Below are 21,021 nucleotides of genomic sequence, written 5' to 3'. Positions count from 1 at the left end.
CCCCCGAACCGCAGTCCGAGGGCCTAGTTCCGGAGGATCCCGCACGGCTCGGCACGGGGAACGGGAGCCCAGGGCAGAGCCCCCCTTCGCCTTGTCGAGTGGTTGGATGGGCACCATGCTTTTTCTGTCCGGGATGCGCGACGGTCCTTCGCTATCTCAAGTAGAGGCTCTCGAAATTTTTGAATTTTCAGGTGGTTCATTTTGAACCGCGGATCCATTTCGTATTCTTGATGGTAGAAATAAGATCCTTCCTTCATCAGTGATGCAGGTGAAGTCATGGTCCAATTTCCGCTGCGCGTTCTTCTCCGTTATTCCTGTGTGCGCTGCTGAAAAAATTCATCATGCCTGAAATGAAATCTTCCGAAGTCAGGATTTTCGAATTTTTTGCAGGATCTACCTTGGGAGAAACATGCTTCTAATTTAAAGATGACGTAGTCCGATGCATGTCAAACGTGATGTTATTTTATTTGGAGAATTTCAATACTGACCATCTTCAATAACAATGTCCCAGACTGGGGTAGAATCGTGTCCAAGCGTCTCGCTGAAGATGTCTTTCTCGAAATAGTACAGCAAGGCTTTTCTTATTCTTTTGGAGAGTACGAAATCTGTGGTCCCATCTTCCGGATCGTGTCCTAGCTCCAGAGAGCGAGATCGGGTGAAGTCGCGTGGAAGGGTGGGATTCAGCCGCGCGCGAACCGTAACGAATTCATGCCATTCTGTATCCCCGGAATCTGATATGAATGCGTCGTGATCCAGAGTAAGCTCATCAGACAGGAAGCGGCTTGGTACAATGTCCCGAAAGCCCACCAGAGAAAGTGAATTTTTCTCATAAATTTGAAGATGGCCGCGCAAATGTGGCCTGCGAGGTGATTGAACAAGGCTATGGGGTGAAAACAGGATGTCTTTAGCCCCATAATCCTTGAAGATATAAGTTCCCCTAACGGCAGACTTCTGGGAAAGAGCCCGAAGAAGTTTCGCCGTCCTTAAGTCGGGAGGTGTATCAATTCTAATTTTCTCGATATCTGGAATTATTGGTTCCGCATCATTTTCCTTATGCTTCCCAAAAACCTTGTGCGCTGAAATGAAATCGCACCACTCGTTCAGCGTATGCGGTTGAATGCTAGGAACAGTTTCAAGCGTTTTGCCCCTGTCTGGTCCCTTGCGGACGGTGCGCGCTGGGTACCGCGATTCCGCGTTAAATTGAGAGACAACCTTCATCTGGGCGTGGGCGCGGGTGCATCCGATGAGTTTTGCGGCCTTTTCAGCCGTGATGGCGCCGCACCAGAACAGCAAAGCTTCATAAATCTTCAACTTGGATATCATCGATTCGATCTCAAGATGTTAGAAATTCATACATGACAGATCATCACCATTCAAACATATTGGCCCCAACTGCTGAGACATAGGGTGTGCAATGAAACGGATCACCATTTTCCCCGGGAAGATTCCGGTCAAATATCGATACATCGATAGCGTGCATGCTGCACTTGTGGCCGGTTTGACTTCGGCAGGGGTTTCCGGTGAACGTCTTGTTGGGGGAGGAGCGGCGGACTGGACTTTTGCTTGCAAGGGCTTCGCGGCACGTGGAGGCCTGATGACCCTGAAGAGCTTGTTGGTGTCTACGGCAGACCCGGAGGTCGCGAGAGCCTTCGAGGTTCTGGACCCGGAGGCATTGCAAAAGCGGTCCTCCAACGGAGATGTCATCGACTTTTCCGGCGGGCGCATTGTCGAGGAGATGCGCCGACCCGCGTCCGGGCAAGATGAAATTTGCCTTGCCTTCGCGAGTCCGTTTGCACTGATTGGCCCAAAGACCGCCGAGGCCAGGAAAACTTGGTTCGTACGCTCTGCGGCAGAAACCGACTTTCCCGAAGCGATCAGGGTTGGCCTGCAGCGGCGAGCCGGACGTGACCTCGACGTCGAGGTTGCCATCGATCGCTTGACCCTTCTGACGGAAGGCAGGAGCCGACCGGTTGCACTGCGACAGGCAGGACCGAGGCGCGTGATGATCCCAGGGTTCAGCATGCCCGTGACACTCCGCGGAAACGCGGAAGACCTATCTTGGGTCTATTTTTCAGGAATTGGCGCGAAAACCCGTCTCGGTTTCGGCTGCCCGATTCTGCCGACCTGATGCTGGAGCTTCCAAGAATGCATTCCGAACGCATCTACAAAGCTTTTCTGGCGACCGTAGTCTCCGAAGGGGTCTTTTCCGAGGAGGAAATGTCACGGGGGCTCCCGGTGATGCCAGGACCTCAGGCCAAGGATATCAGCTTGGGGAAGCGGCTTGATATCCGGACCCCATGGCTCATGCGAGTATCGGGCAAGGGCGGGCGGGACGCATCTGGACAATGGCATTGCGGCTGGCACAATGTCTCGCTCCTCGAACACGTGGCCTCGGTCGCGCGCGGCGCAGTGGTTCTTGCCGAGCGAGATTTGGAGGCCGCCGGAGAAAGCCAGGCAAGAACCTTTCCCGCACGGTTGGCACGTATCCTCGCGGTCGGCTTCCTGCATGATGCTGACAAGATGCTCGGCATCGGGCGTGATCACCCTCTTGCTGCGGAAGACATCGCATCCCTTGCAGACCGGTACCGGGTCGGCGCATTTCTGGCCCAGTTCGACGCCCAAGCGTCTCCGGGCTGGCTGCTGTCCATGATCGACAAGGCGGAAGTCAGCCGTGCAGGGCGCATCGCGCAAGATGGTGCCCCGCTTTCCAACCCCGACGCAAACGATGCGCTCTACGTGCGGATTGCCGACAGAATGGATGGCTGCTTCCTGAAGGATGGCGCGTCGGCAGCGGTGGCAGTCCTCCAGGAGTTTGACGGGTTCCGCACGAAAATCCTGCAAGAGGGATGGCGTGTTCTGACCCTGAACCAGCCGCAGTTCCCTTTCCTGCTGGATGCGCTTCAGGTTGCCTTGTCCAGAGCATGCAGTGAAATAACCCGCTTTCCTCCGCTTGCCGAGGTGCACCGGGATGGGTGTCTTGTAGTGGCCGTGCCGGAACAGGCTGGGCTATCCATTGTGGACCGGGGGCTGGAGCTCGTCGCACGGAGTTTCCGGTCACATCCCCGGATTGACGTCAACACGCGTCTCGCGGTGGATCTGCTTGAGGGGCGGGCCGGGGTTGACGATCTCGTCGAACTTTCGGCTGACGACAAGACATGGCGCAAGCTTCTCTCCTTCAGGACAGACTTGGCATATGGACCAGACGCGCCAGGAACGATCCTCGCCCGTGAACTTGCGGGCTTGGGGCTCGCGATTGGCTGGCCCGACTTGGCAAAGGTTCCCGGGGCCAGTGTCTCGCCCCATTTGATCCAAGAAGACGAAGGGCAAGCCGGAATCTTTCAAAAGGCGGCCGCTCTCGCGGCGGCCTTGCGCTGCAAGGCTCCCAAAAACAAGGTACTAGCAAGGAAAACCCTGACCGATGCGGCGCGGGAGACGATGCTGCTCGAGAGGCTGGCCGATGCGGGCATGGAATTTGACGGGGCGCTGTCTCAGGTCAAGGACGCAATGTCCCGCCATGTCGGCCTCGCGCTTGTCACGGCCGCGGCTGCGGAGGGGGACACTGGCCTCGATGACAAGGTCTTCGGTCATGAAGGCCTTATCGAGACATGGCTCAACGGCAATGGAGCATTTGCAGGCATCAACTCCAGAATCGGAGATACTGCCAAGGCTCATCTAGACCCGGTGGCCAACATGGTACGGGCCTCCTTGTCGGAGGCGTTCATGGCTGGCGATGAATCCGCGGCTTTGAGATGCCATTTCACCGCACAGCCTGTTGGCGAAGAGCAGCAGTACCGGGCGCTCAATGAAGGTGTATACGGCCTCAAGGTGAGCGCGTTTTCCGGCCGCCAGGGAAGGCCGGAGAATTTTCGCAGCGCAAAGTCAGGGACATGGCTCTCGCCTCTGGCGCGTGCGGAGCATCACCTGCGTTTTCGGAAAAACAAGGCGGGTGGGCGGGAGGCCGCTGTCCCGCTGACCGTGGTCTCGCCTGCGGTGTCTGGTCTGTTCGCATCCCTTTCTCTGGGCAACGGCACCGATATTACCGAGATTTCCACTTACGAATTGCGCAAGGTCGACATTAAAAAGATCAACATCTCATTCAGCGCGTTTGACAGCTTTCGCAAGCGAGTTCTGATTGGCCGCTTCGAGACACAGGAAACCAAGTTTTCGGAAACCCTCGAGTTGGTGCTGCGCTTTGTCGACGCGGCGATCCGAACCGGCCGCACGATCCATGTCTTTCAAGGCCTGCCACATGAGGTGCGAGATCGTGTCTATTTCGATGCCCTGCCTCCAGAGATCGAACGGGGTCTCGGCAAGCGGGGCTTCCGGATCGAGGAGCTTCCTAGCCTGCGGGCGACGCTGAGGACTTGGTCCCAGATAGCCCAGACCAATGGCCTGGGGCCAAGTCTTGCAGCGCGTGTGATGGACCCGTCCACCCGAGCATCGGCTCTTTGCGAAGCTGTCACCAAGGTCGAGCGCATGGACAGAAGCGAGCTGGTCCCGCTCAGAGCTGATCTACTCAATCAAGCACAGGATCTCATCATGACCGAGATGAAGGACTCGCCGCTTGTGCGCTACGCACGCGCAATGACCGGCTATCAACGAAGTTTCATCGCGAAAGATAGCCAGAACGTTCGGGAACGCGGCATGCGGCTCGCCCTTGAAGCACTGGATACCGTCGCGCAGCTCGGAACGACCGACCGCGAAACGATGATCAGCGCGATCATCGCGTCCCTCCAGAACGTTGCAGACCGGGAAAGCGACAAGAAATTCACCAAACCCGGGCCTGACGAGCCCGCTACGGGAGATGCCCTGAACCGGGCTGCCGAAATTTTCGCCGACGAAATTTGGCCGGGTGTTTTCAAGCACAGGCTTCCGGACAGCCGGACGCGCGCCGCGGCCATCGGCATCTATCGAGTGGCTTTCGACCGGGCACACCAGCTGCGTGCCTCTGGAGAAAGCGTTTTTCCCTTCTGATCTCCCGCCAGCCTTTCCAGTCCATCCACTCACTGCACACAGAGAAACGCGATGTCCGATCTCTCCGCCTTTTCCTCTTTCCTTGGCAACATCGATGGGCTTTCCGAAGAAGCCCAGGGCTCCAAGAAAACCTATGTCATGCCGGCACTGAAGAATCTCGGCACAGTAACCATACCGCTTGTGCGCGAGGTGATTTCGCCCGCATCATTCCGTAACGAGCAGTCGGAAATTACCGACATCGACACAGCGCAGGGGCGCCGCGTGCGTGCGGTTGCCAACAAATTCAAGTATGGTGAACGTCGGCGCGGACTGCAGGTCCTGCGCTATTTCGGTGCGGGCGGTGCGATGCCCCAGAACCGGACCGAACTGCTTCCAGGAAAGACCGCAGGAGCCGTGTTCGACATGAACACCGTGGTTTTCGGAGACAGCACTGATGCGGCGGGAAAGGTCCTTCCGGTCAAGGCGGCAGCACTCTACTCGGATGCCGTATCCTTGGTACCTTACGAGCAGGTCACCGACCATACGTTCCACAACCGTGCGTCGGAGGACGGGACGCTCTGGGATGCCGAAGCCAACAGGAACTCCAACAACCTCTTTGAACGTCATTTCCTGAAGCCTGGCACCTTGCTAGTGCAGACGATTACGTTCACTGGACGAACAGCTCCGCGGGAAGCGATCGAGCATCTTCTGCTCTGCATCGGCCTTGCAGGCGCCTATGGCGGCCAGACCTCGATTTACGGCATCAATGTGCGGACCCATCTCGCGGGAATCTATGGATCTCCGCTCGAGCGGGATATCTCCAGCCCCTATGTCCTCCTAGATGGACTCCCGGAGAGCCTGGATGGCCCGAGCGGCCCTGCCGCCGCTGTCAAGGCAATCGCCGACATCTTCTCGGCGGCTTGTCCTGTTTCCTTGGGTCCGGAAGATGCTGCCGATCTGCGCGATGGCTTGATCCGAAAGCTGGAGAGCGGCGATGCTGAAATGCGTTCCCGCTATCAGAGATCCCAGGAAAAGATCGCGGCCTATTTCGATGCCTGGTTCGACGGCATCAGGGGCTGAGACCTGTCATGTCCGACATGGAGGCAACACCTGTACGGCTGGAAACGCTGACTCCCTTCCACTATCAGTCCCTGGCAATCCCAAGCGGAGTTGCCACCCTGTCCACCCATCTTGCGGATCGGAGCGTCGTCTACGGGCTGGCCTCCGCGCTTGGTGCCCTTTCCGCGGGCGTGGCCTTGCCCGAGAAGAACTACAGGCGGGATCTTGCACGGCTGCCATGGATGGCTTCTGTCTTCGAGGCCGAGACGCCACGTCTCATGCGGCCCCGCGGCCGACGCCTCAATCTTGATGGGGAGGGCGGCTACGCGAAACAGGTGCAGGATGCCACCGGCACGGGGAACCTCAAGACCTGGTTCTTTATCCAGGAGGTTCCGCAAGGTGCCATCTATCATGGCGCGGTTTTCGGCGAGGATCCGTTCAACCTTGCTTCGCAGGCAGCAGATGAGGACATCTCGGAAGTCGTCTTTCGCATCGGCCGCCACCGCGGAGGGATTGTCCGGCTCACTCGGGCCGAGGTGCCCTCGGTACGGCTAAACCTGCACACCGGCTTCATTTGCGGCCGCGACATCAATCGTGACATCGAGGAAGATGCTAATGCTGGTCTTGCAGACGGCATGCGGCTCCGCAGCGACCTCTATGCGCTCTGGGATCTGCAGTTTTCCGCGCCGCTGGATATGGACCGAGCGGCACAGATCGCTGGCGTATGGGCACGCACGGTCCGCGGGTTGGAGGGGATTGGCTGATGGCGGCCGCTTCGTTCGACTTGGTGATCCGGCGCCATGGCGTGATCGGCGGTGCACGCAACCCATTCCTCCAGACGGTGGCGGGTGAGCGGGCGATGCTGACCGATTTTCAGGCGGATCTGATCGAGGCGCCGGAACGTGTCCGCATTGCTTCGGCACCGACAGGCGCAGGCAAGACCTTCGCTTTCGAAATGGCACCCCTCATCGGGATGAACATTCTCTTCATCGTGCCCACGCGGCGCCTCGCGCAGAACCTCGCCGCGGCGGTTCATGGCACCATGCAGGGCGAAGGCTGGGATGAGGGACGCATTGGGCGCCACCTGCATGTCTGGACATCTGACGCGCTCTTCGATCAGCTCGGGGACGGCCTGTCGCGGGCGGATATCCGGAAAAGCCGTGTCGATCAGCTTCGCGGGCGCGGCGGGTTCGCCGAGACCGGCGTATTCGTCATAGCAACCCCGGAATCCGTGGCGAGCCTCATGCTCTATCCGCCTGTGCTGTCCCGGGGATCGGAGACCATGTCTCTGACGAGCCTTCTTTCCTTCGATCATGTCGTGTTCGACGAGTTTCATACGATCGAGGCCAGGGGATTTGGCTTGGCCGCGGCGATCTGCAAGCTGGTTGCGGGGCTTCCGTACGACACAGGGAACCGGAGCCCCCGTGTGACCTTCCTCAGCGCGACGCCTATCGAAATCCGGCCAGTCCTCGAGAATTTCGGGGTGCCCGCCTGTGAAATCCGCCCGATGCAGGAACAGGTGTTCAGCTGGGCACCCGGAGAAGAGCCGCGTGGTGCACGGATCATCCATGGGGACGTCCGAGTCAGCGGGGGACAGCACGCTGATGTGCTGGGCGCCTGCCAGGCCGAGGGGGAAGAAATTTCACATGCTCTCGCCTGCGGCCAGTCAATCATCGTTGTCTCCGACAGTGTGGCCAAGCTGAAAGGGACGCGGGATGTGTTGTCCCAGATTTTTCAGCGCCATGGCATTGAGGCCGACCGGATTCTCACCATCAATTCGATCGACGATGCACATGAAGAGGAGGACGACGAGTCCGGCCGATGGGGACGACGTTGCGATCCGCGTGAGGCACAGGTGATCCTTGCGACCTCAAGCGTGGAGATGGGGGTCACTTTCCGGGCATCATTGATGATCATGGACTCAGGTCACGATGCCTGTTCCTTCGTTCAGCGTCTCGGACGGGTATCCCGCGGTGATCTTCCCGGACGCGTGATCGTGACACGTGCCCGTCATGGCCGCGTTCTCGCGCAATTGGCCGAAGAAGCAGAAAAGAGCCTCGGGGTGGAAGCCCGTTCGCGCGGGGACGTGGATGTCGGTACTTTCCTTGGATGGGTTCTCTCCGGCATCCAAGGGAAATTCTCGCGCGGGGCGGAAGATGTTTCCCCGAACTACCGGACCATGCCTGGTCGCGCGGTCTGGTGCGCGGCGCTCTTCTGGTGCGCTCTGCGCCGCGTCTGGAACATCCATAAGGGGGAGCGTGACACACTCCGGACATTCGCTCCGAAATCTGTTCGTCGCATGGAGGTTCTCCTCGGGACTTTGAAGCGTTCGGAGCTTTCGGCACCTAGAGTCTGGATGCAAGGACTGTTCCGCGAAGCGGCACGGTTCCGGGACATCGATGCCCGGGTGCGGGTCAGTTTCGGAAGTCGCATGGATGAAATCGGTTTCGATCAGGCGTCGCGCTTTGTGGAGATAGCAAAGGCTCCCGTTCTGGAAGACTTGGATGGCACCTATTTGGCGCTGCCACGTTCCCTTGCGGACATCTTCCGAACCGGGGAGACGCGACGGCACGATCCATCAATCGACCCTCTTCCTCCTCTCGACGATGTGCTCATCGGTGCCATTCCAAGGCGGAATGCGGCGAGCACTTGGATAACGAGGACAACGCGCGCAGATCACGGCTTCTTCGAGCCGGGTGACGAAGCGTTGGATGCCATGAGGGAAATCGTGAGAGCCACGGGGCTCGTGCCTGAGCGCATGGCGGAAGACATGCCATCCCTCGGCGGAACCGGCGTCCTGTGACCGATCCAGGAGATCCCAGAATTGCGGTATTCGCCGACCTTTGCGAGCTTCATGGGCTTCATGGCCTTGCGTTCCAGCATATCAGGATCTGTCGGAGACGGGCCTGGCTGCACCTCCATCGTGTCGATTATGCGCATCTCGAAGACCGCATGGCGCAGGGCTTGGTGGCCCATGCGAACAGCAAGGCGAGGGACCGCTCGATCAATGGCCTGATCGGCTTGGCTCCTGACAGGATCGATTGGGAAAACCGGATCGTTGTCGAGGCCAAGGGGCGTGCTGGCGCCGCAGATGCCGTGTCCATGCAGGCAGCGTTCTATGCACTGCTTTTGACAGCACGTACCGGCAATTCATGGGCTGCGGCTGTCGATATCCTGGCGGAGCGGCGAATGCGGATGGTCGAAATCACGGATGGCATGGTCGATGCGCTTCTTTCCGGTGCCCGGCAACTGGCTGGCCTGATCAGTGTGCCATGCCCCTCCGGCATAGATGCCCCCATTTGCGGGACATGCTCCTACAGGGAATTTTGCGGAAAAATCTGATGGAAACGCTCTTCGTCTCAAAGGACGCCAAGCTCTCCGCCGATGGAGCCACCCTCCTAGTACGGACAGCGGCTGGCAAGAAGCGTGTGCCCATCAAGGGATTGTCGCAGATCGTCCTCGCAGGCGAGTCAGGATTGACTACTTCGCTCATCACCCTGCTCTCCCGCGAACAAGTCCGGATCGTCGTGCTTGACTGGCACGGGAACGTGTCAGGGGCATTTGAACCGGCGGGATCTCCAAGAAGCGGCAAGGTACGGCAAGCGCAATCGGCCTGCAGCTCTGACCCCCAAAAGCGGCTCGGTCTGGCTCGGCGCATCGTCCGCGGTGCCGGGGCAAACATTCTGGGCAACTTGAGATACCGCCTCTACCGGGGCAAAATTGAATTGAAGCCAGCCGTCGAAGCCGTGCAGGCGATCCTTGCGGACTTGGAAAGCGCGGACAGCATCGAGGGCCTCATGGGCCGCGAGGGATTGATGCGGGCATGGTACTATGGCGCGTGGAAGGACATCGACGAACGGCTCGATTTCGGGCCCCGGATCCGCAGGCCACCGAACAATGAGATCAATTGCCTGATCTCTTGGTTCAATGGGCTGATGTATGCCCTGTGCCGCAACGAAATCGCGAAAACGCACTTGGACGACTGCATGTCTTTCCTGCACTCGCCCATGGAGGCCCGGAGCTCTCTGGCTCTGGACCTGTCCGAAATCTTCAAGCCCGCCATTTGCGACGGCATGATTTTCGAGATCGCCTTGCGCGGGACCAACTGGGACAATTGGTTTGAAAAATCGGAAGGCGTATGCCGCCTATCCGAAACGGGGCGACGGAACACGCTCGAACTGTGGGCGCAGCGCGTGGACCGGCCGGTTTCCGGAAAACCGAGCCTGCGTGACCTGATCCGAAGCGAAGCCCTGTCGATCGAGCGTCACGTCCTCGGGGTGGGTGAATACCGTTCCTGGGTGAGGAGGGTCTGATGTTCATCATAGTCACATACGACGTGAAAGCAGACCGCACGGAGAAGTACCGGAAGATGCTGTCCAGATACCTTGTACATCAGCAGAATTCCGTCTTTGCCGGTTTGATTACAGGATCGCGGCGAAGAGCGATAGACAAGGACCTTCGGCGTCTCCTGATGACTGGGGACAAGGTCTGCATCTTCGAGGTCGAGAACAGGCATAATATCGATGCAAGCGAGATGACCCGCGAAGGGAAGATAGTGGCGTCCCGTCCCCTGTCCGAACTCGTGGAGAAAAGCATTGTCCTCTGACTTCGGGTGGATGTCATGTGAATGTCTGCGGGAAGAGAAGTAATTATCCGATGTGAACCCACGTGTCTGCACGCGAATTCTCGCGAATTCTCGCGAATTCTCGCGAATTTTGGGAGTAACTATCTGAGCGGAAAGGGGTGATCAGTCCCCATGAGGGGTTAGGAGAGAATGAGCCCGCACCAGATCGCCGGAGAAGTCCTGGTGATCAGTCCCCATGAGGGGTTAGGAGATGCCGTCACCACAGCGCGACGATGCCGGTGGCGGTGGTGATCAGTCCCCATGAGGGGTTAGGAGCAGGTTGGTGGTCTGGTAGCGCTTGTCCAGTTCGGCAGTGATCAGTCCCCATGAGGGGTTAGGAGTGCGTCCGCTTCGCTTCCTGGTTCACTGGATCGCCAAGTGATCAGTCCCCATGAGGGGTTAGGAGACGTCACCTCTTTGAGAAAAGGCCGGGGGCGCTGCTCGTGATCAGTCCCCATGAGGGGTTAGGAGCTGTGCCGTCGGCGTAAGCCCTGCATCTTCCATGGCGGTGATCAGTCCCCATGAGGGGTTAGGAGACACCATCTCCGACGCGCAGAACAGCTTCCAGGTGATCAGTCCCCATGAGGGGTTAGGAGCCCCTTGAACCCACGCCTTCTGCCGTACTTTCCGACGCGTGATCAGTCCCCATGAGGGGTTAGGAGTGGGTGCGGCATGAACTGCTCCAAGATCGAGGTCGGTGATCAGTCCCCATGAGGGGTTAGGAGGGCGTCCCGGCCGTAGAGGGTCCAGAAGATGTCCCGGGTGATCAGTCCCCATGAGGGGTTAGGAGACAGAAGTATTTGCGGCCATGTACAGGCCGATTTCGCCAGTGATCAGTCCCCATGAGGGGTTAGGAGACCATGGCGCAGATGCTGCTCTACGTGGAGCTCGGCGTGATCAGTCCCCATGAGGGGTTAGGAGTGGTAGCCGGTGTCCGTGAAATGGATGGCGTCCACCCGTGATCAGTCCCCATGAGGGGTTAGGAGTTGGTCTCGTTCGTGCTGACCGAGGACAGCAGCGGATGTGATCAGTCCCCATGAGGGGTTAGGAGGAGACCGGCGCTCGCACGCCAAGCCTTGCTGTGGCCCGTGATCAGTCCCCATGAGGGGTTAGGAGGACCAGCTCCCGGCCGCAACCCGTGCCGAGCGCCGGGCGTGATCAGTCCCCATGAGGGGTTAGGAGAGGGGCATCCCCTACCCGAATCCAGTTTCCGGTACTCAGGTGATCAGTCCCCATGAGGGGTTAGGAGTCCTGTCAGGTCCCTAGTGAAACGGTTCCGATCTGCACGTGATCAGTCCCCATGAGGGGTTAGGAGCGGTGCTGGCCCAGCACGTCGGCAACACCCACCGCGAGTGATCAGTCCCCATGAGGGGTTAGGAGCCGATCCGGTATTCCCGCGCGCACCACGCTTCGTCCTGTGATCAGTCCCCATGAGGGGTTAGGAGTCATCGCCGATGCTGGCCCATCCCTCGGCGGGATAGTGTGATCAGTCCCCATGAGGGGTTAGGAGAGGCAGTTCTGGTCGGCCGTGAACAGGGCGGTGTCGAGTGATCAGTCCCCATGAGGGGTTAGGAGAAGCGCATCGACGTGAACGACGGCTACGTCTCGGACGTGATCAGTCCCCATGAGGGGTTAGGAGCCGGCCTTGAACCTGTTTGCAAATCCGGCGGCGTCAAGTGATCAGTCCCCATGAGGGGTTAGGAGGAAGAAATGGTGGGGGCAGTCGTCCTCGAGCCAGGCGAGTGATCAGTCCCCATGAGGGGTTAGGAGATGCAGCAGGATGCCAGCAGTGACCTCGGTCGGCCCGGTGATCAGTCCCCATGAGGGGTTAGGAGCTTCTCATGCCATGCCGCATTTCCGGCGATGCGATGCACGTGATCAGTCCCCATGAGGGGTTAGGAGTACGACGTGGATGCCTTCGAGGGCGGGAACATTTCGGGTGATCAGTCCCCATGAGGGTTAGGAGGTGGTCACCCCAAACCCACATTTGTGGAAATAATTATTTGCGGGTTAATCCAGCTTCTTCTTCGAGCTCTGTCGTTCGTTGCTCGATGTAGGACTGCAGCTCGGTAACCATCTTGCGGCCGGTTGCACTGCAGGCGGTCTTGAAGCGGGTGTGCACCGATGCCGGAAGATCCAGGCTCAAGCGCTTGGTCGGCTCCGCCTTCGTCTCGGGCTTTGGCTTGGGCGGCGGTGGAACTTGGGTATCGTGCCCGGCCCCTCCCCGCTCGAACGCGAGAATCTGCTCCTCGGTCGGCTGCTGGGTCTTAGGCTTCGGCGCTGCCGAGAACGTCTTCTTGGACATGCTGCTCAATCTCGTTCGTTAACTTGTCGATCTCCTGGGTCGCAGCGCTATCCGGAGCCCACTCGAAGATCGTCTGGCCCATGGTGAGGCTCTCGGCGAAAGCGACCCGTTGCTCTATGTCGGTCTGGAGGATCGGCAAGCCAGCTTCCGCCGCCATGCTGCGGATATCCCGACCGATCACAGTTTTCCCTATTTTGCGGGAAACCACAAACCCACATTTGAGGGCTGGCTTGAACTCCTGTGCTTCCCGGACTTGGCGGACTGTCAGGTCCGAGGCCCAAGTCGAAAGTCCCGATGGCTCGATCGGCAGCGCAACGAAGTCGGAGGCGACGATGCAGGAGCGCGCGATCTCCTCTGCATGTGGAGGCCCGTCGATAATGGTGTGCGTGTAATCGGCTGCCAGCTTCAGCGCATCCCGGGCCATGTTGGCTCTTGCCATGCTCACGACCTGGAAGGGGGCATCTTCCCTCAGGCTCGCCCATGTGGTGGCCGAGCTCTGCTTGTCGGCGTCAATCAGGAGAACGCGGTGTCCCTGCCTTGCCAGGCAAGCCGCGACGTTGATCGAGAGGGTCGTCTTTCCGACCCCGCCTTTCTGGTTCAGGAACGAGATGATCATGAAGCAAACCCTGACACATACGTGGGAAAGTACAAAACCCTAAAGTCTTAATTGTTGAAATGTGGGTTTGTGCATTATGGTCTGCCACGCTTCTCGTACCAGCTCTTGCAGAACTTGATGAAGTGCTTTGCCGGGTGCCGTGGTTCGATCTCGTTCTCGCCGAGCCAGTGGCGCCATGCAGCCTCGATGACACGGACATCCCAATCGGGGGCAACCAGCCGTGCATCATGGTAGGCTTCGGCATCGAGGTGCCCTTCCCAAGTTTCAGCCGCGGCTACGACAGCTGCCATGGTTCCCCGGTTCCGGAAGGTGACCATGTCCGTCTCCGCCTCGAACGAGACGCTGTAGTCAGGCAAGTGGTCATACTCCACCAGGTGGCGGACCATCTGCCTAAAGCGCTTCAGCGGACTCTGGGAGCCAGTCTTCTTGAGCAGGGTAGGGAGGCCTATCTTCCATTCGTCCTGCGAGCCACAATGCTTCCTGGCGATTTCGTACACCCTTCGCTCGATCGGCTTGCGCAGGCGGAAGTAATCCTTGTGCAGCGTCAGCACCTCATGGGACCGGATCGCATTGAAGACCCAATCCGAGAGCTTCACTTCGCACCAGAGAAGACGTCCATCCAAGCCGTGCTTGCGCCGGATGGATGACGTGTCGATCAAGCCGAACCCGTCGATCTGTTCTTCGTCTCCCGAACGGATGTTGGTGCGAATTCGGGTGCCTTCCAACCGATCCAGGGACTCGACGAGTGCCATGTAGTCTCGACCGCTTGTTCCCCGATTGGTGAAGACCAGAAGATCGCGGGAGTTGATGCGCACCCGAGGAGAGACCTCCTCCCCGTTCTTGAGCTTCGCCATGATCTGCGAGATGCAGTAGATCAGGATGTCCTTGTCATAGATGGTCGCCAAGCCTTTGACGCTGGGCGTAATCTCGATCCAGTTCCCGTTGTGCTCGTAGCGGCGCACGCTCGTCTCGGGCTTCTTCGAGAGCGAATAGAACGGATGCTCCATATGGACCATCATGTCCTTGAGAACCGCATCAGCCACATCGCAGATGAACAAGTCATGCTGCGGGTGCCGGTCGGGCATCAACGGAAGCGCTGACTTGCTCTCCTCATGCGAGAACAGATCAAGATTCGTGGTTTTAGTGTCCATGCCCAACATTCGTGGTTTCAGGTACCGGCTGTCAAGTTTCGTGGTATCAGTTACCCAGTGCTTAGATTCGTGGTATTAGTTACCAATTCCGGGATTTCAGTTACCAAGATTCGTGGTATTAGTTACCGACTGCCCGAGATAAGCATTTAAAATCAAATGCTTATGAATGATTATCCACAGCTTAACACAGATCTAACACCTATTTAACACTCACGAGCTCCCAAGCTCATCAATACCGTCGCTCAAAGTAGAGGCCTGTTTGCTTCCCCAAAGACATGATTCACGCAATGATTGAAAATGCTTACGCCCGCGCATAAGCTCGGGGGCACTTTCTCTTAAAAGACATCACATGGGCCTGCAGTTCTTTTTCCGGACATTGATCCAATGGGTCATCATTGCAGGCATTGCCTGCCTCCCCCTGCTATTCCCCCGCGGCTGGCCCGTTCTTCCCCTCTTCTGCATCATCGTACTGGTTGGCCTACTATCATACGGACTGCTGAACCCTGCATTCATGGTACGTAGAGCCTTCATTTGGGGGTCCATGACCTGCATCTCGGCAAGTCTCATTCCCATCGGCTTTGCACAGCTCGATGCTGCCTGGTTCACACCACTGGGCATCCCAGCAGGAGTTGTATCGCTAGCAAATGTCCTGCTGTCCTGGCTCTCCGAACCAGTCCTGATATGGCCAAGCATCGCTGTCCTGATCGTTCTCGCTTGCTACGATCTGGTCCTGCCAGTTCTCGAACTGATACTGCCGCATGTCTTCCGGAAACAGGTAACCTTGGCTACTGCAGAACATTCCGGAAGAATCGTGCCGATGGGGCAGGGAGTGCCTGTCACGGCACAGCTGAGGCTATCCGTTGCGAACAGATCCGGCGACACCCTCCATCTGACCGAAGCCAGCATTTCCTTCCTGGGCATCGCCTCGTGCAGGGCTTCGTCCTATGTCTGGCTTCCCGAGATCGAAGTATGGTCCCAGACTTCTCAGGACATCCCTCCTCAAACCACAGCGCAGGTTGAAGTAGTCTGCCAGGAAATCCCGCACACGATGAGGTGGCTCTTTGCGTTTCTCAGGGCAACCCGTCTCGGCCTTCTTTTCGACATAGGAGCCAAGATCAAGCTCTATGGCTGTCCGGAATTCGACAGCTTGGCTTTGAGAGCGGCATTCCTCGCAAGGTAGCCGGTATGAACTCAGGGAGTGTTCCCGGCGCCGACCAAAGTGATGATCTCCTCGCCATGGTTCACGCAATGGCCAATCTGCACACCATGGTACGTCGCGGCGAACACCTCTCCCCAATTGGGATGGCTCGTGCCCTGCGGAAGGATCCCCGGAGGCCAATCCCCCTTGGTCTCACAACAGTTGTAGTCGGTCCTGAGGGCCCCACTGACCGTCTGGACCATCTTGTTGACGGTCCAGCCGAGAGTGGCCGCAGGCAGCCCGAGAGCGTCATTGAGGATCGGGACCACATTCCCGGGGATGCGGACCCGATAGTTGTGCCGGGCAACGCGCACCACCATGGTTCTTAGCCGACTGGGCAGGACTCGTTCGTCCCGCTCTTGGTCGTCTGTTCCGGCGCGGGAGTGACCGCCGGTCTGCTGGTGGACGTCTGCTTCAGGCTGTCCAGGATGCGGGCAACTTCCGGATCGGACGTGAGTTCGACAACCCGCTCGCCGAGCTGGCAAAGAAGTGCAGCCGTTGCCGTGGGAGCCAGACACGGCGCGGAGGCGTCCGGGAAAGCCTCGGCCATTGCTGCTTCATCATCGATGTCGATCATCAGCTCGTCTTCGTCCGTTGCCTCTGCCAGGCACATATTCTCCCGTGCCTCGACATCGATCGCAAGCAGCCGCTCCAGGTCATGAACCGGTACAAGCGCCGCGTAGGGGCGGGAGAAGCGCGTAATGACGACCCTTCGACCGTTCTCCGCAGCCTCTTGGACAAGAGTCGGGAGCTGGGCCCGTGCAATGCTGAGAGGCATCTTCTCCTCGGCAGCAAGAACCGCTTCTCCCTTAAGTTCGACGTGATCATACGTTTCCATCAGTCTTCCGGTATCGGCGCCCATGCTTGAGTCTCCTTGTACAAAATACCCCGCACAAGATGTACAAAAATCAGGAGAGGTCAACTGGGAACTCCGATTTTATGTACTATTTTTGACAGAGTATTAACTGGATATTTAGGTTCGCTCACTACTCTCAGCAAGGGAGATGAGAGCTTTCCATGCCTTCACGCGTCTTGATGTCAAATGACGTCACAGAAATAAATGTTAAATATCAGCATGTTGTTATTATTTCATCCATGCTGGTGGAATAATGTTGCGCAGAAAAGTGATCCCGCCCGCACCCGAAAGGGTTGTACACATTGGTATCGGTGCCATATGTTGTACAACGACTATTGTACAAGCCCCCTGCCTGCCACAGAGAGGTGAAGACAAAATGCATACTTCTGCCTTCCTCCGCTGCCCGACACTCATCGACATCGGAGGCCTCCTGATGACGCGCGATGCCTTCCGTCGCCTCCTCAAGCTCCCAGCGTCCCGCCGGATACATGCGATTCAGGAGATGAGGAGCGCAGAGCGCAAATTCTCCGGGAGCTTTGTTGCCAGGGATGATGCGCAGGACGCTGGATGCGTGATCGACATGAAAGGAAGAGGCTTGCGGATTGTTGCCTATGTCGAATCCCGCCACTTCATCATATTGGATTTCGATTTTTCGGAGCCGTTCACGACGGAGTTCCATTTCGATGAGGTTCTGATGATCCGCCGTCGAGCTGGCCGCCTCGTGCCAGTGACGGGCAATATAGGAGATCCGCCGCTTGCCGCCGGTTTCCGTGGGGCTCGAGAGGGTCGAGAGCTCCTGCTCCGAACCGTGGGCGATCTGCTCCGGCAGAACGGCTGGCCTGAAGACATGGCGCGCCTCTGGTTCATGCTCGGGGAAGCGACGCGCTTTGCGTCCGCTGCCGCCCTCTACGCCGGTCATGCATCGTCTGGCACCGGTTCGACCGTCGGACGTTTGCCTGGCGCCCTTCACGCCATGCAGGCTGCATGGAGCTACCCGTTCCGGGCCTGGGTCTTCCGGGACCAGTCCATGCCGTTCCTTGCCGTCGAGCCAACCGAGGATGGCACATCTCGTACGGATGGCTTCCCTGCGATTGGCATAGGCGCGGATACTGCCGGGCTGCCGGACACGGGCGAAGTCTCTGACGTTCCGGACATAGCGCCTGAGCGGGCAACGGCCCTGCTGCCCAAGGCTGCGACGGTGGAGTTGCGGCTGGATTAAGATGCGGCGCCGATCCTGCAGGATTGGTTGCTGGACCTACGCCCCAAGGTGCTGCGCGCCTTGGGGCGCTTTGTTGCTGAGAGCTTGGCAACCCCAAGCGTCGCACTCACCAGACCTGTCATCCAATCCATGGCTGTGGATTGGTTGCGGCGGCGAACCGTGACATTACTGGTTTGAGATCAAATCAGGCATCGCGAGGACATGGTCAGCCGGGTATGGCGCAAGATGGAGACCGATTGGGGCGTCTGACTTTGCCGCCCGAAGGGAGCCAATTTCATCTTCTGGAGCGTTCCGTTCGGCAAATTCCATCAAATTCGCGACGCGACCCCTTCAACTCCAGATATCTTCTTTCTCCCAGCCCTCGGTGAAGCCTGCCGTTCCAATACCAACTTGGAACGGCAGATTGGTGTCCAAGATCCGGTCTCGCATTCGCACGTGCCACTGGGTTCGTGGATAAAACTGCTTCAGCAGGTAGGCTATGACCACGAGGGCACCGTAGAGCTTCTGTGTTGGCGCCACGCCTCCGGCGGGCTTGCCCTTAAGATGCTGAAATTCTGGGAAACCCAAGCCCTTTGGAATCCCTGGGCTGTTTACAAGGTTCTTGTTCCATATCCGGGAGTGATGCGCACAGTCGTTTCGTACGTCGTTGAGAGCATTGACCCAAGACTCCATCGTCTTGCGGGGCAGTCCCGGGTTGATGCTGGCAGCGATGGTGTTCTTGTGGCTCTCATCGAGGTAGCGGAGGATGTGGGTCATGTTGCCCCAATCCCATGTTCCCGCCTCGATCCAGATGGGTGGCGAACCGATGTAGCGGCTCAAGTAGTGCTTGGCGTAGTCCTCCTTCGAACGCCTGAAAGCATCCTCCAGCTTTGAGGTGAACTTCTTGATGGGGCTCATGCCGCGCGCATCGAGCTCGCTGAAGCTCGGCTTGTAGGAACGGGCATCGCGATGGCCGTGCGGGTTGAAGGAGCCCAGGACTTCAACGATGGCCGCCCTGATTGCGATCTCGATGCGTTCGATCGCATCGGCGAGCTCCAGACGTATGGTCTTGTCCCAGAGGTAAAAGGTGATGACGTCATCGAAGCTCGCTCCCGTTTGGAAGCGGTCACAACGCACCTTCCCTCTATCACCCGGAAGCACGCAAAATTCACGGAATGGGTAGAAGAAGGCGCTGATCCGATAGTAGCCGATCCGCTCGACTGTGCGTTTGGCATGTTCCATGTCAGGAATGGAAAGACCACGCATGAGCATCAGATCCAGGCATTCATCAACCGATCTGTAAGTCTTGTAGTAGGGTATCCTGGACAAAACGGCACAGCTGAATCAAGAAGACCGGGCTGTAGCAGGGCGACGTGGCCAAGCCAGGGAGCACCGGTCGTAAGACAAGGGATAATTATTTCCCTCCGTTATTTTGGTCAAGTTTTTTCCCGCACCGGGGTTGGAGGCGTTCTATCGGCACGAAGCGCTTGTGCGACATCCTCTATCCGGACACTGTCGGAACGCCGGATATTCCGAGACCCATGCGGACATGTTTTCAGCAGCTTAGCGGTTTTCTATTTCCGATACCGAGTCAAGGCACGCGAGACTGGCTGCCGCTTGAGCCGCCATTGGCGAGACCATCCGGCATACGCACGTCGAGCTATATACGTCCCATAAGGCAATCTTACCGGACATGGTTAGGGCGGCAGGAGGCGGCGGTTTTTGTCCGCGGATGGCGCAAAAGCGCTTTGTCCAAGCGCGCCTCCTGCTGCTGAAGGTCTTGCTCTGGCCGTCTTTGGCCGCCCTGTTCAAAGGGGATGCCGCCCAGGCGGATGGCGATCGTTCGGGGGCTGCCGTTCGACCGTACAGTGCGGTCTCCAGTTTCGGGCATGGGGGGGAGCTGGGTGGCCGACTTCGCACTGCAGGGTCAGGCGGCGCGCGCTCTCCGATCCTTCTGGGATGCGGCGGTCAGCTGCTCGCCCAGAAGCGGGTCTTGCCAGGCGAGGTCGGACCAGCAGTGGACGATGTGCGGCAGTGGCCATTCGCATTCGCAGTACACGCGCAGTATATGGACCTGGTGGTTCGGGTCGCAGTGGGTGCGCTGCTGGGAGTGCCGGTTGAGCTCGTCGTCGCCGACGGCCTTCCAGAAGCCGGTGATCTGGCCGTCCTCGCAGAGGGCGGTGGGGGCGGCCGCAGAATGCGAAGTCGGTTTCAGGCGGCCTGGGGTACCCGGAGGTGCGAGATCGCACTGTACGGCTAGACGGGGACGCGCCATGGGGCTTCTGGATGTGAAGCGTGGCGAAGCATCCTCCAACGGATAGTGTGGGCGGACGTTGGCCAATTGGGGTGGCAAAGGCAAGTCGCAGTTTCCGGAAATTATTCGGTCGAGCGCGGGGGGTGGCCAGGGGTTTTCAGAAGGGACATTTATAGACGCGACTTTCTCCTTTACTCTATTTTATATAATTTCCGGAAAACCCTTTTTCTCTCCAAGTCTCAATTTTTGGACAATAAATGTCTCTTTCTTCTTCTTCTTCTTCTCTAGAAGGAAGGAAGGAAAGAAAGAAAGAAAATAAGAGAAGAAAAGTGTTTAATATCAAAGTGTTACGAGCACTTCTTAATGTACGAAAAATTGAATATGACTTATTTTACAGGCCTTTTTTAGCCCCCTTTTGGCCTAAAATCGGCAGTTTTTACATGTCCCTTTTCAGAGTGAAATAACCTATGGTTGTATCGAACCGATAGTTCGTTTCCCGCATAAGTTGTTGGAAAGCGGAAATTCCCTAAGGTAAACCACCCTCCTAGAACCCCTCTGGCACCCCCTCAAGACCCGAAAAAGAGACATGGAAAGTGCTCGACAGCCGCCGCCCACCTACTGGCCGACGCTCGACAGCCCCGGGTCCTAGACCAAAAAGAGACATGGAAAATCCGGAAATCTGCCTCGCGCGAAAATCTAAACGTCCGAAAAGGACCCCCGAACCGCAGTCCGAGGGCCTAGTTCCGGAGGATCCCGCACGGCTCGGCACGGGGAACGGGAGCCCAGGGCAGAGCCCCCCTTCGCCTT

The 21,021-nt window shown here is 58.1% G+C and carries 18 protein-coding genes and 1 CRISPR repeat array; of the genes, 9 read left to right on the top strand and 9 right to left on the bottom strand.

Annotated features, from left to right (window positions below):
- Positions 1-477 precede the first annotated feature (477 nt).
- Positions 478-1,311: a hypothetical protein gene (locus HCC78_RS27795; protein ID WP_138472167.1), complete on the bottom strand. Its 834-nt coding sequence runs from the start codon at positions 1,309-1,311 to the stop codon at positions 478-480.
- Positions 1,312-1,414: 103 nt separating this feature from the next.
- On the opposite strand from HCC78_RS27795, the gene HCC78_RS27790 reads away from it, so the two are divergent.
- From HCC78_RS27790 to cas2, 8 genes are read left to right on the top strand one after another with little or no spacing between them, the layout of a single operon-like run.
- The gene (locus tag HCC78_RS27790) at positions 1,415-2,128 is read left to right on the top strand and encodes a CRISPR-associated endoribonuclease Cas6 (protein ID WP_138472164.1); all 714 of its coding nucleotides are present in this window, start codon (positions 1,415-1,417) and stop codon (positions 2,126-2,128) included.
- Positions 2,129-2,145: 17 nt separating this feature from the next.
- Positions 2,146-4,974: a hypothetical protein gene (locus tag HCC78_RS27785; RefSeq protein ID WP_138472162.1), complete on the top strand. Its 2,829-nt coding sequence runs from the start codon at positions 2,146-2,148 to the stop codon at positions 4,972-4,974.
- 51 nt (positions 4,975-5,025) lie between these two features.
- On the top strand, positions 5,026-6,033 hold the full coding sequence (gene cas7d / locus HCC78_RS27780; RefSeq protein WP_138472161.1) for a type I-D CRISPR-associated protein Cas7/Csc2: 1,008 nt from the start codon (positions 5,026-5,028) through the stop codon (positions 6,031-6,033).
- Positions 6,034-6,041: 8 nt separating this feature from the next.
- A complete protein-coding gene (locus HCC78_RS27775; protein ID WP_138472159.1) occupies positions 6,042-6,776 on the top strand; it encodes a hypothetical protein in 735 nt (244 codons plus the stop codon).
- Complete coding sequence (locus HCC78_RS27770; RefSeq protein WP_171060933.1) at positions 6,776-8,815, top strand: DEAD/DEAH box helicase family protein; 2,040 nt, start codon at positions 6,776-6,778, stop codon at positions 8,813-8,815. Before HCC78_RS27775 ends, HCC78_RS27770 begins: the two co-directional genes overlap by 1 nt.
- Positions 8,812-9,354 carry a Dna2/Cas4 domain-containing protein gene (locus tag HCC78_RS27765; protein WP_171060932.1) on the top strand — a complete coding sequence of 181 codons (543 nt, stop codon included), beginning with the start codon at positions 8,812-8,814 and terminating at the stop codon, positions 9,352-9,354. The genes HCC78_RS27770 and HCC78_RS27765 overlap by 4 nt, the downstream gene beginning before the upstream one ends.
- Entirely contained in the window at positions 9,354-10,325 is a 972-nt protein-coding gene (gene cas1 / locus HCC78_RS27760) for a CRISPR-associated endonuclease Cas1 (protein WP_138472153.1), read from the top strand. The genes HCC78_RS27765 and cas1 overlap by 1 nt, the downstream gene beginning before the upstream one ends.
- Positions 10,325-10,618 carry a CRISPR-associated endonuclease Cas2 gene (gene cas2 / locus HCC78_RS27755; protein ID WP_138472151.1) on the top strand — a complete coding sequence of 98 codons (294 nt, stop codon included), beginning with the start codon at positions 10,325-10,327 and terminating at the stop codon, positions 10,616-10,618. Before cas1 ends, cas2 begins: the two co-directional genes overlap by 1 nt.
- A 137-nt stretch (positions 10,619-10,755) precedes the next feature.
- A CRISPR array of direct repeats spans positions 10,756-12,602; the repeat unit is 28 nt; unit sequence GTGATCAGTCCCCATGAGGGGTTAGGAG.
- Between the two features lie 33 nt (positions 12,603-12,635).
- Here cas2 and HCC78_RS27750 read toward each other — a convergent pair.
- The 3 genes from HCC78_RS27750 to HCC78_RS27740 all read right to left on the bottom strand — a co-directional run bounded on the left by HCC78_RS27750 (position 12,636) and on the right by HCC78_RS27740 (position 14,708).
- A complete protein-coding gene (locus HCC78_RS27750) occupies positions 12,636-12,941 on the bottom strand; it encodes a hypothetical protein (protein ID WP_138472149.1) in 306 nt (101 codons plus the stop codon).
- Positions 12,904-13,557: a ParA family partition ATPase gene (gene parA, locus HCC78_RS27745; RefSeq protein WP_138472148.1), complete on the bottom strand. Its 654-nt coding sequence runs from the start codon at positions 13,555-13,557 to the stop codon at positions 12,904-12,906. Before parA ends, HCC78_RS27750 begins: the two co-directional genes overlap by 38 nt.
- A gap of 74 nt (positions 13,558-13,631) precedes the next feature.
- Complete coding sequence (locus HCC78_RS27740) at positions 13,632-14,708, bottom strand: replication initiator protein A (RefSeq protein WP_138472146.1); 1,077 nt, start codon at positions 14,706-14,708, stop codon at positions 13,632-13,634.
- 349 nt (positions 14,709-15,057) lie between these two features.
- Here HCC78_RS27740 and HCC78_RS27735 point away from each other — a divergent pair, with 349 nt between their 5' ends.
- A complete protein-coding gene (locus HCC78_RS27735) occupies positions 15,058-15,888 on the top strand; it encodes a hypothetical protein (protein ID WP_138472145.1) in 831 nt (276 codons plus the stop codon).
- An 11-nt stretch (positions 15,889-15,899) separates the two neighbouring features.
- On the opposite strand, the gene HCC78_RS27730 is transcribed toward HCC78_RS27735, so the two are convergent.
- From HCC78_RS27730 to HCC78_RS27710, 5 genes are all read right to left on the bottom strand, one after another.
- Entirely contained in the window at positions 15,900-16,226 is a 327-nt protein-coding gene (locus HCC78_RS27730; protein ID WP_138472143.1) for a hypothetical protein, read from the bottom strand.
- A gap of 5 nt (positions 16,227-16,231) precedes the next feature.
- Positions 16,232-16,768, bottom strand: coding sequence for a type II toxin-antitoxin system Phd/YefM family antitoxin (locus tag HCC78_RS27725; RefSeq protein WP_138472141.1), 537 nt, complete (start codon positions 16,766-16,768; stop codon positions 16,232-16,234).
- Between the two features lie 208 nt (positions 16,769-16,976).
- Entirely contained in the window at positions 16,977-17,681 is a 705-nt protein-coding gene (locus HCC78_RS27720) for a hypothetical protein (RefSeq protein ID WP_172332012.1), read from the bottom strand.
- A 630-nt stretch (positions 17,682-18,311) separates the two neighbouring features.
- The gene (locus tag HCC78_RS27715) at positions 18,312-19,226 is read right to left on the bottom strand and encodes an Abi family protein (protein WP_171060931.1); all 915 of its coding nucleotides are present in this window, start codon (positions 19,224-19,226) and stop codon (positions 18,312-18,314) included.
- Positions 19,227-19,887: 661 nt separating this feature from the next.
- Positions 19,888-20,235: a hypothetical protein gene (locus tag HCC78_RS27710; protein ID WP_138472135.1), complete on the bottom strand. Its 348-nt coding sequence runs from the start codon at positions 20,233-20,235 to the stop codon at positions 19,888-19,890.
- Positions 20,236-21,021: the final 786 nt, after the last annotated feature.

Source organism: Mangrovicoccus sp. HB161399 (assembly GCF_013184745.1).
Taxonomy (GTDB): domain Bacteria; phylum Pseudomonadota; class Alphaproteobacteria; order Rhodobacterales; family Rhodobacteraceae; genus Mangrovicoccus.
The sequence above is the reverse complement of the archived record's forward strand: the minus strand, read 5'-3'. Positions and strand labels throughout refer to the sequence as shown.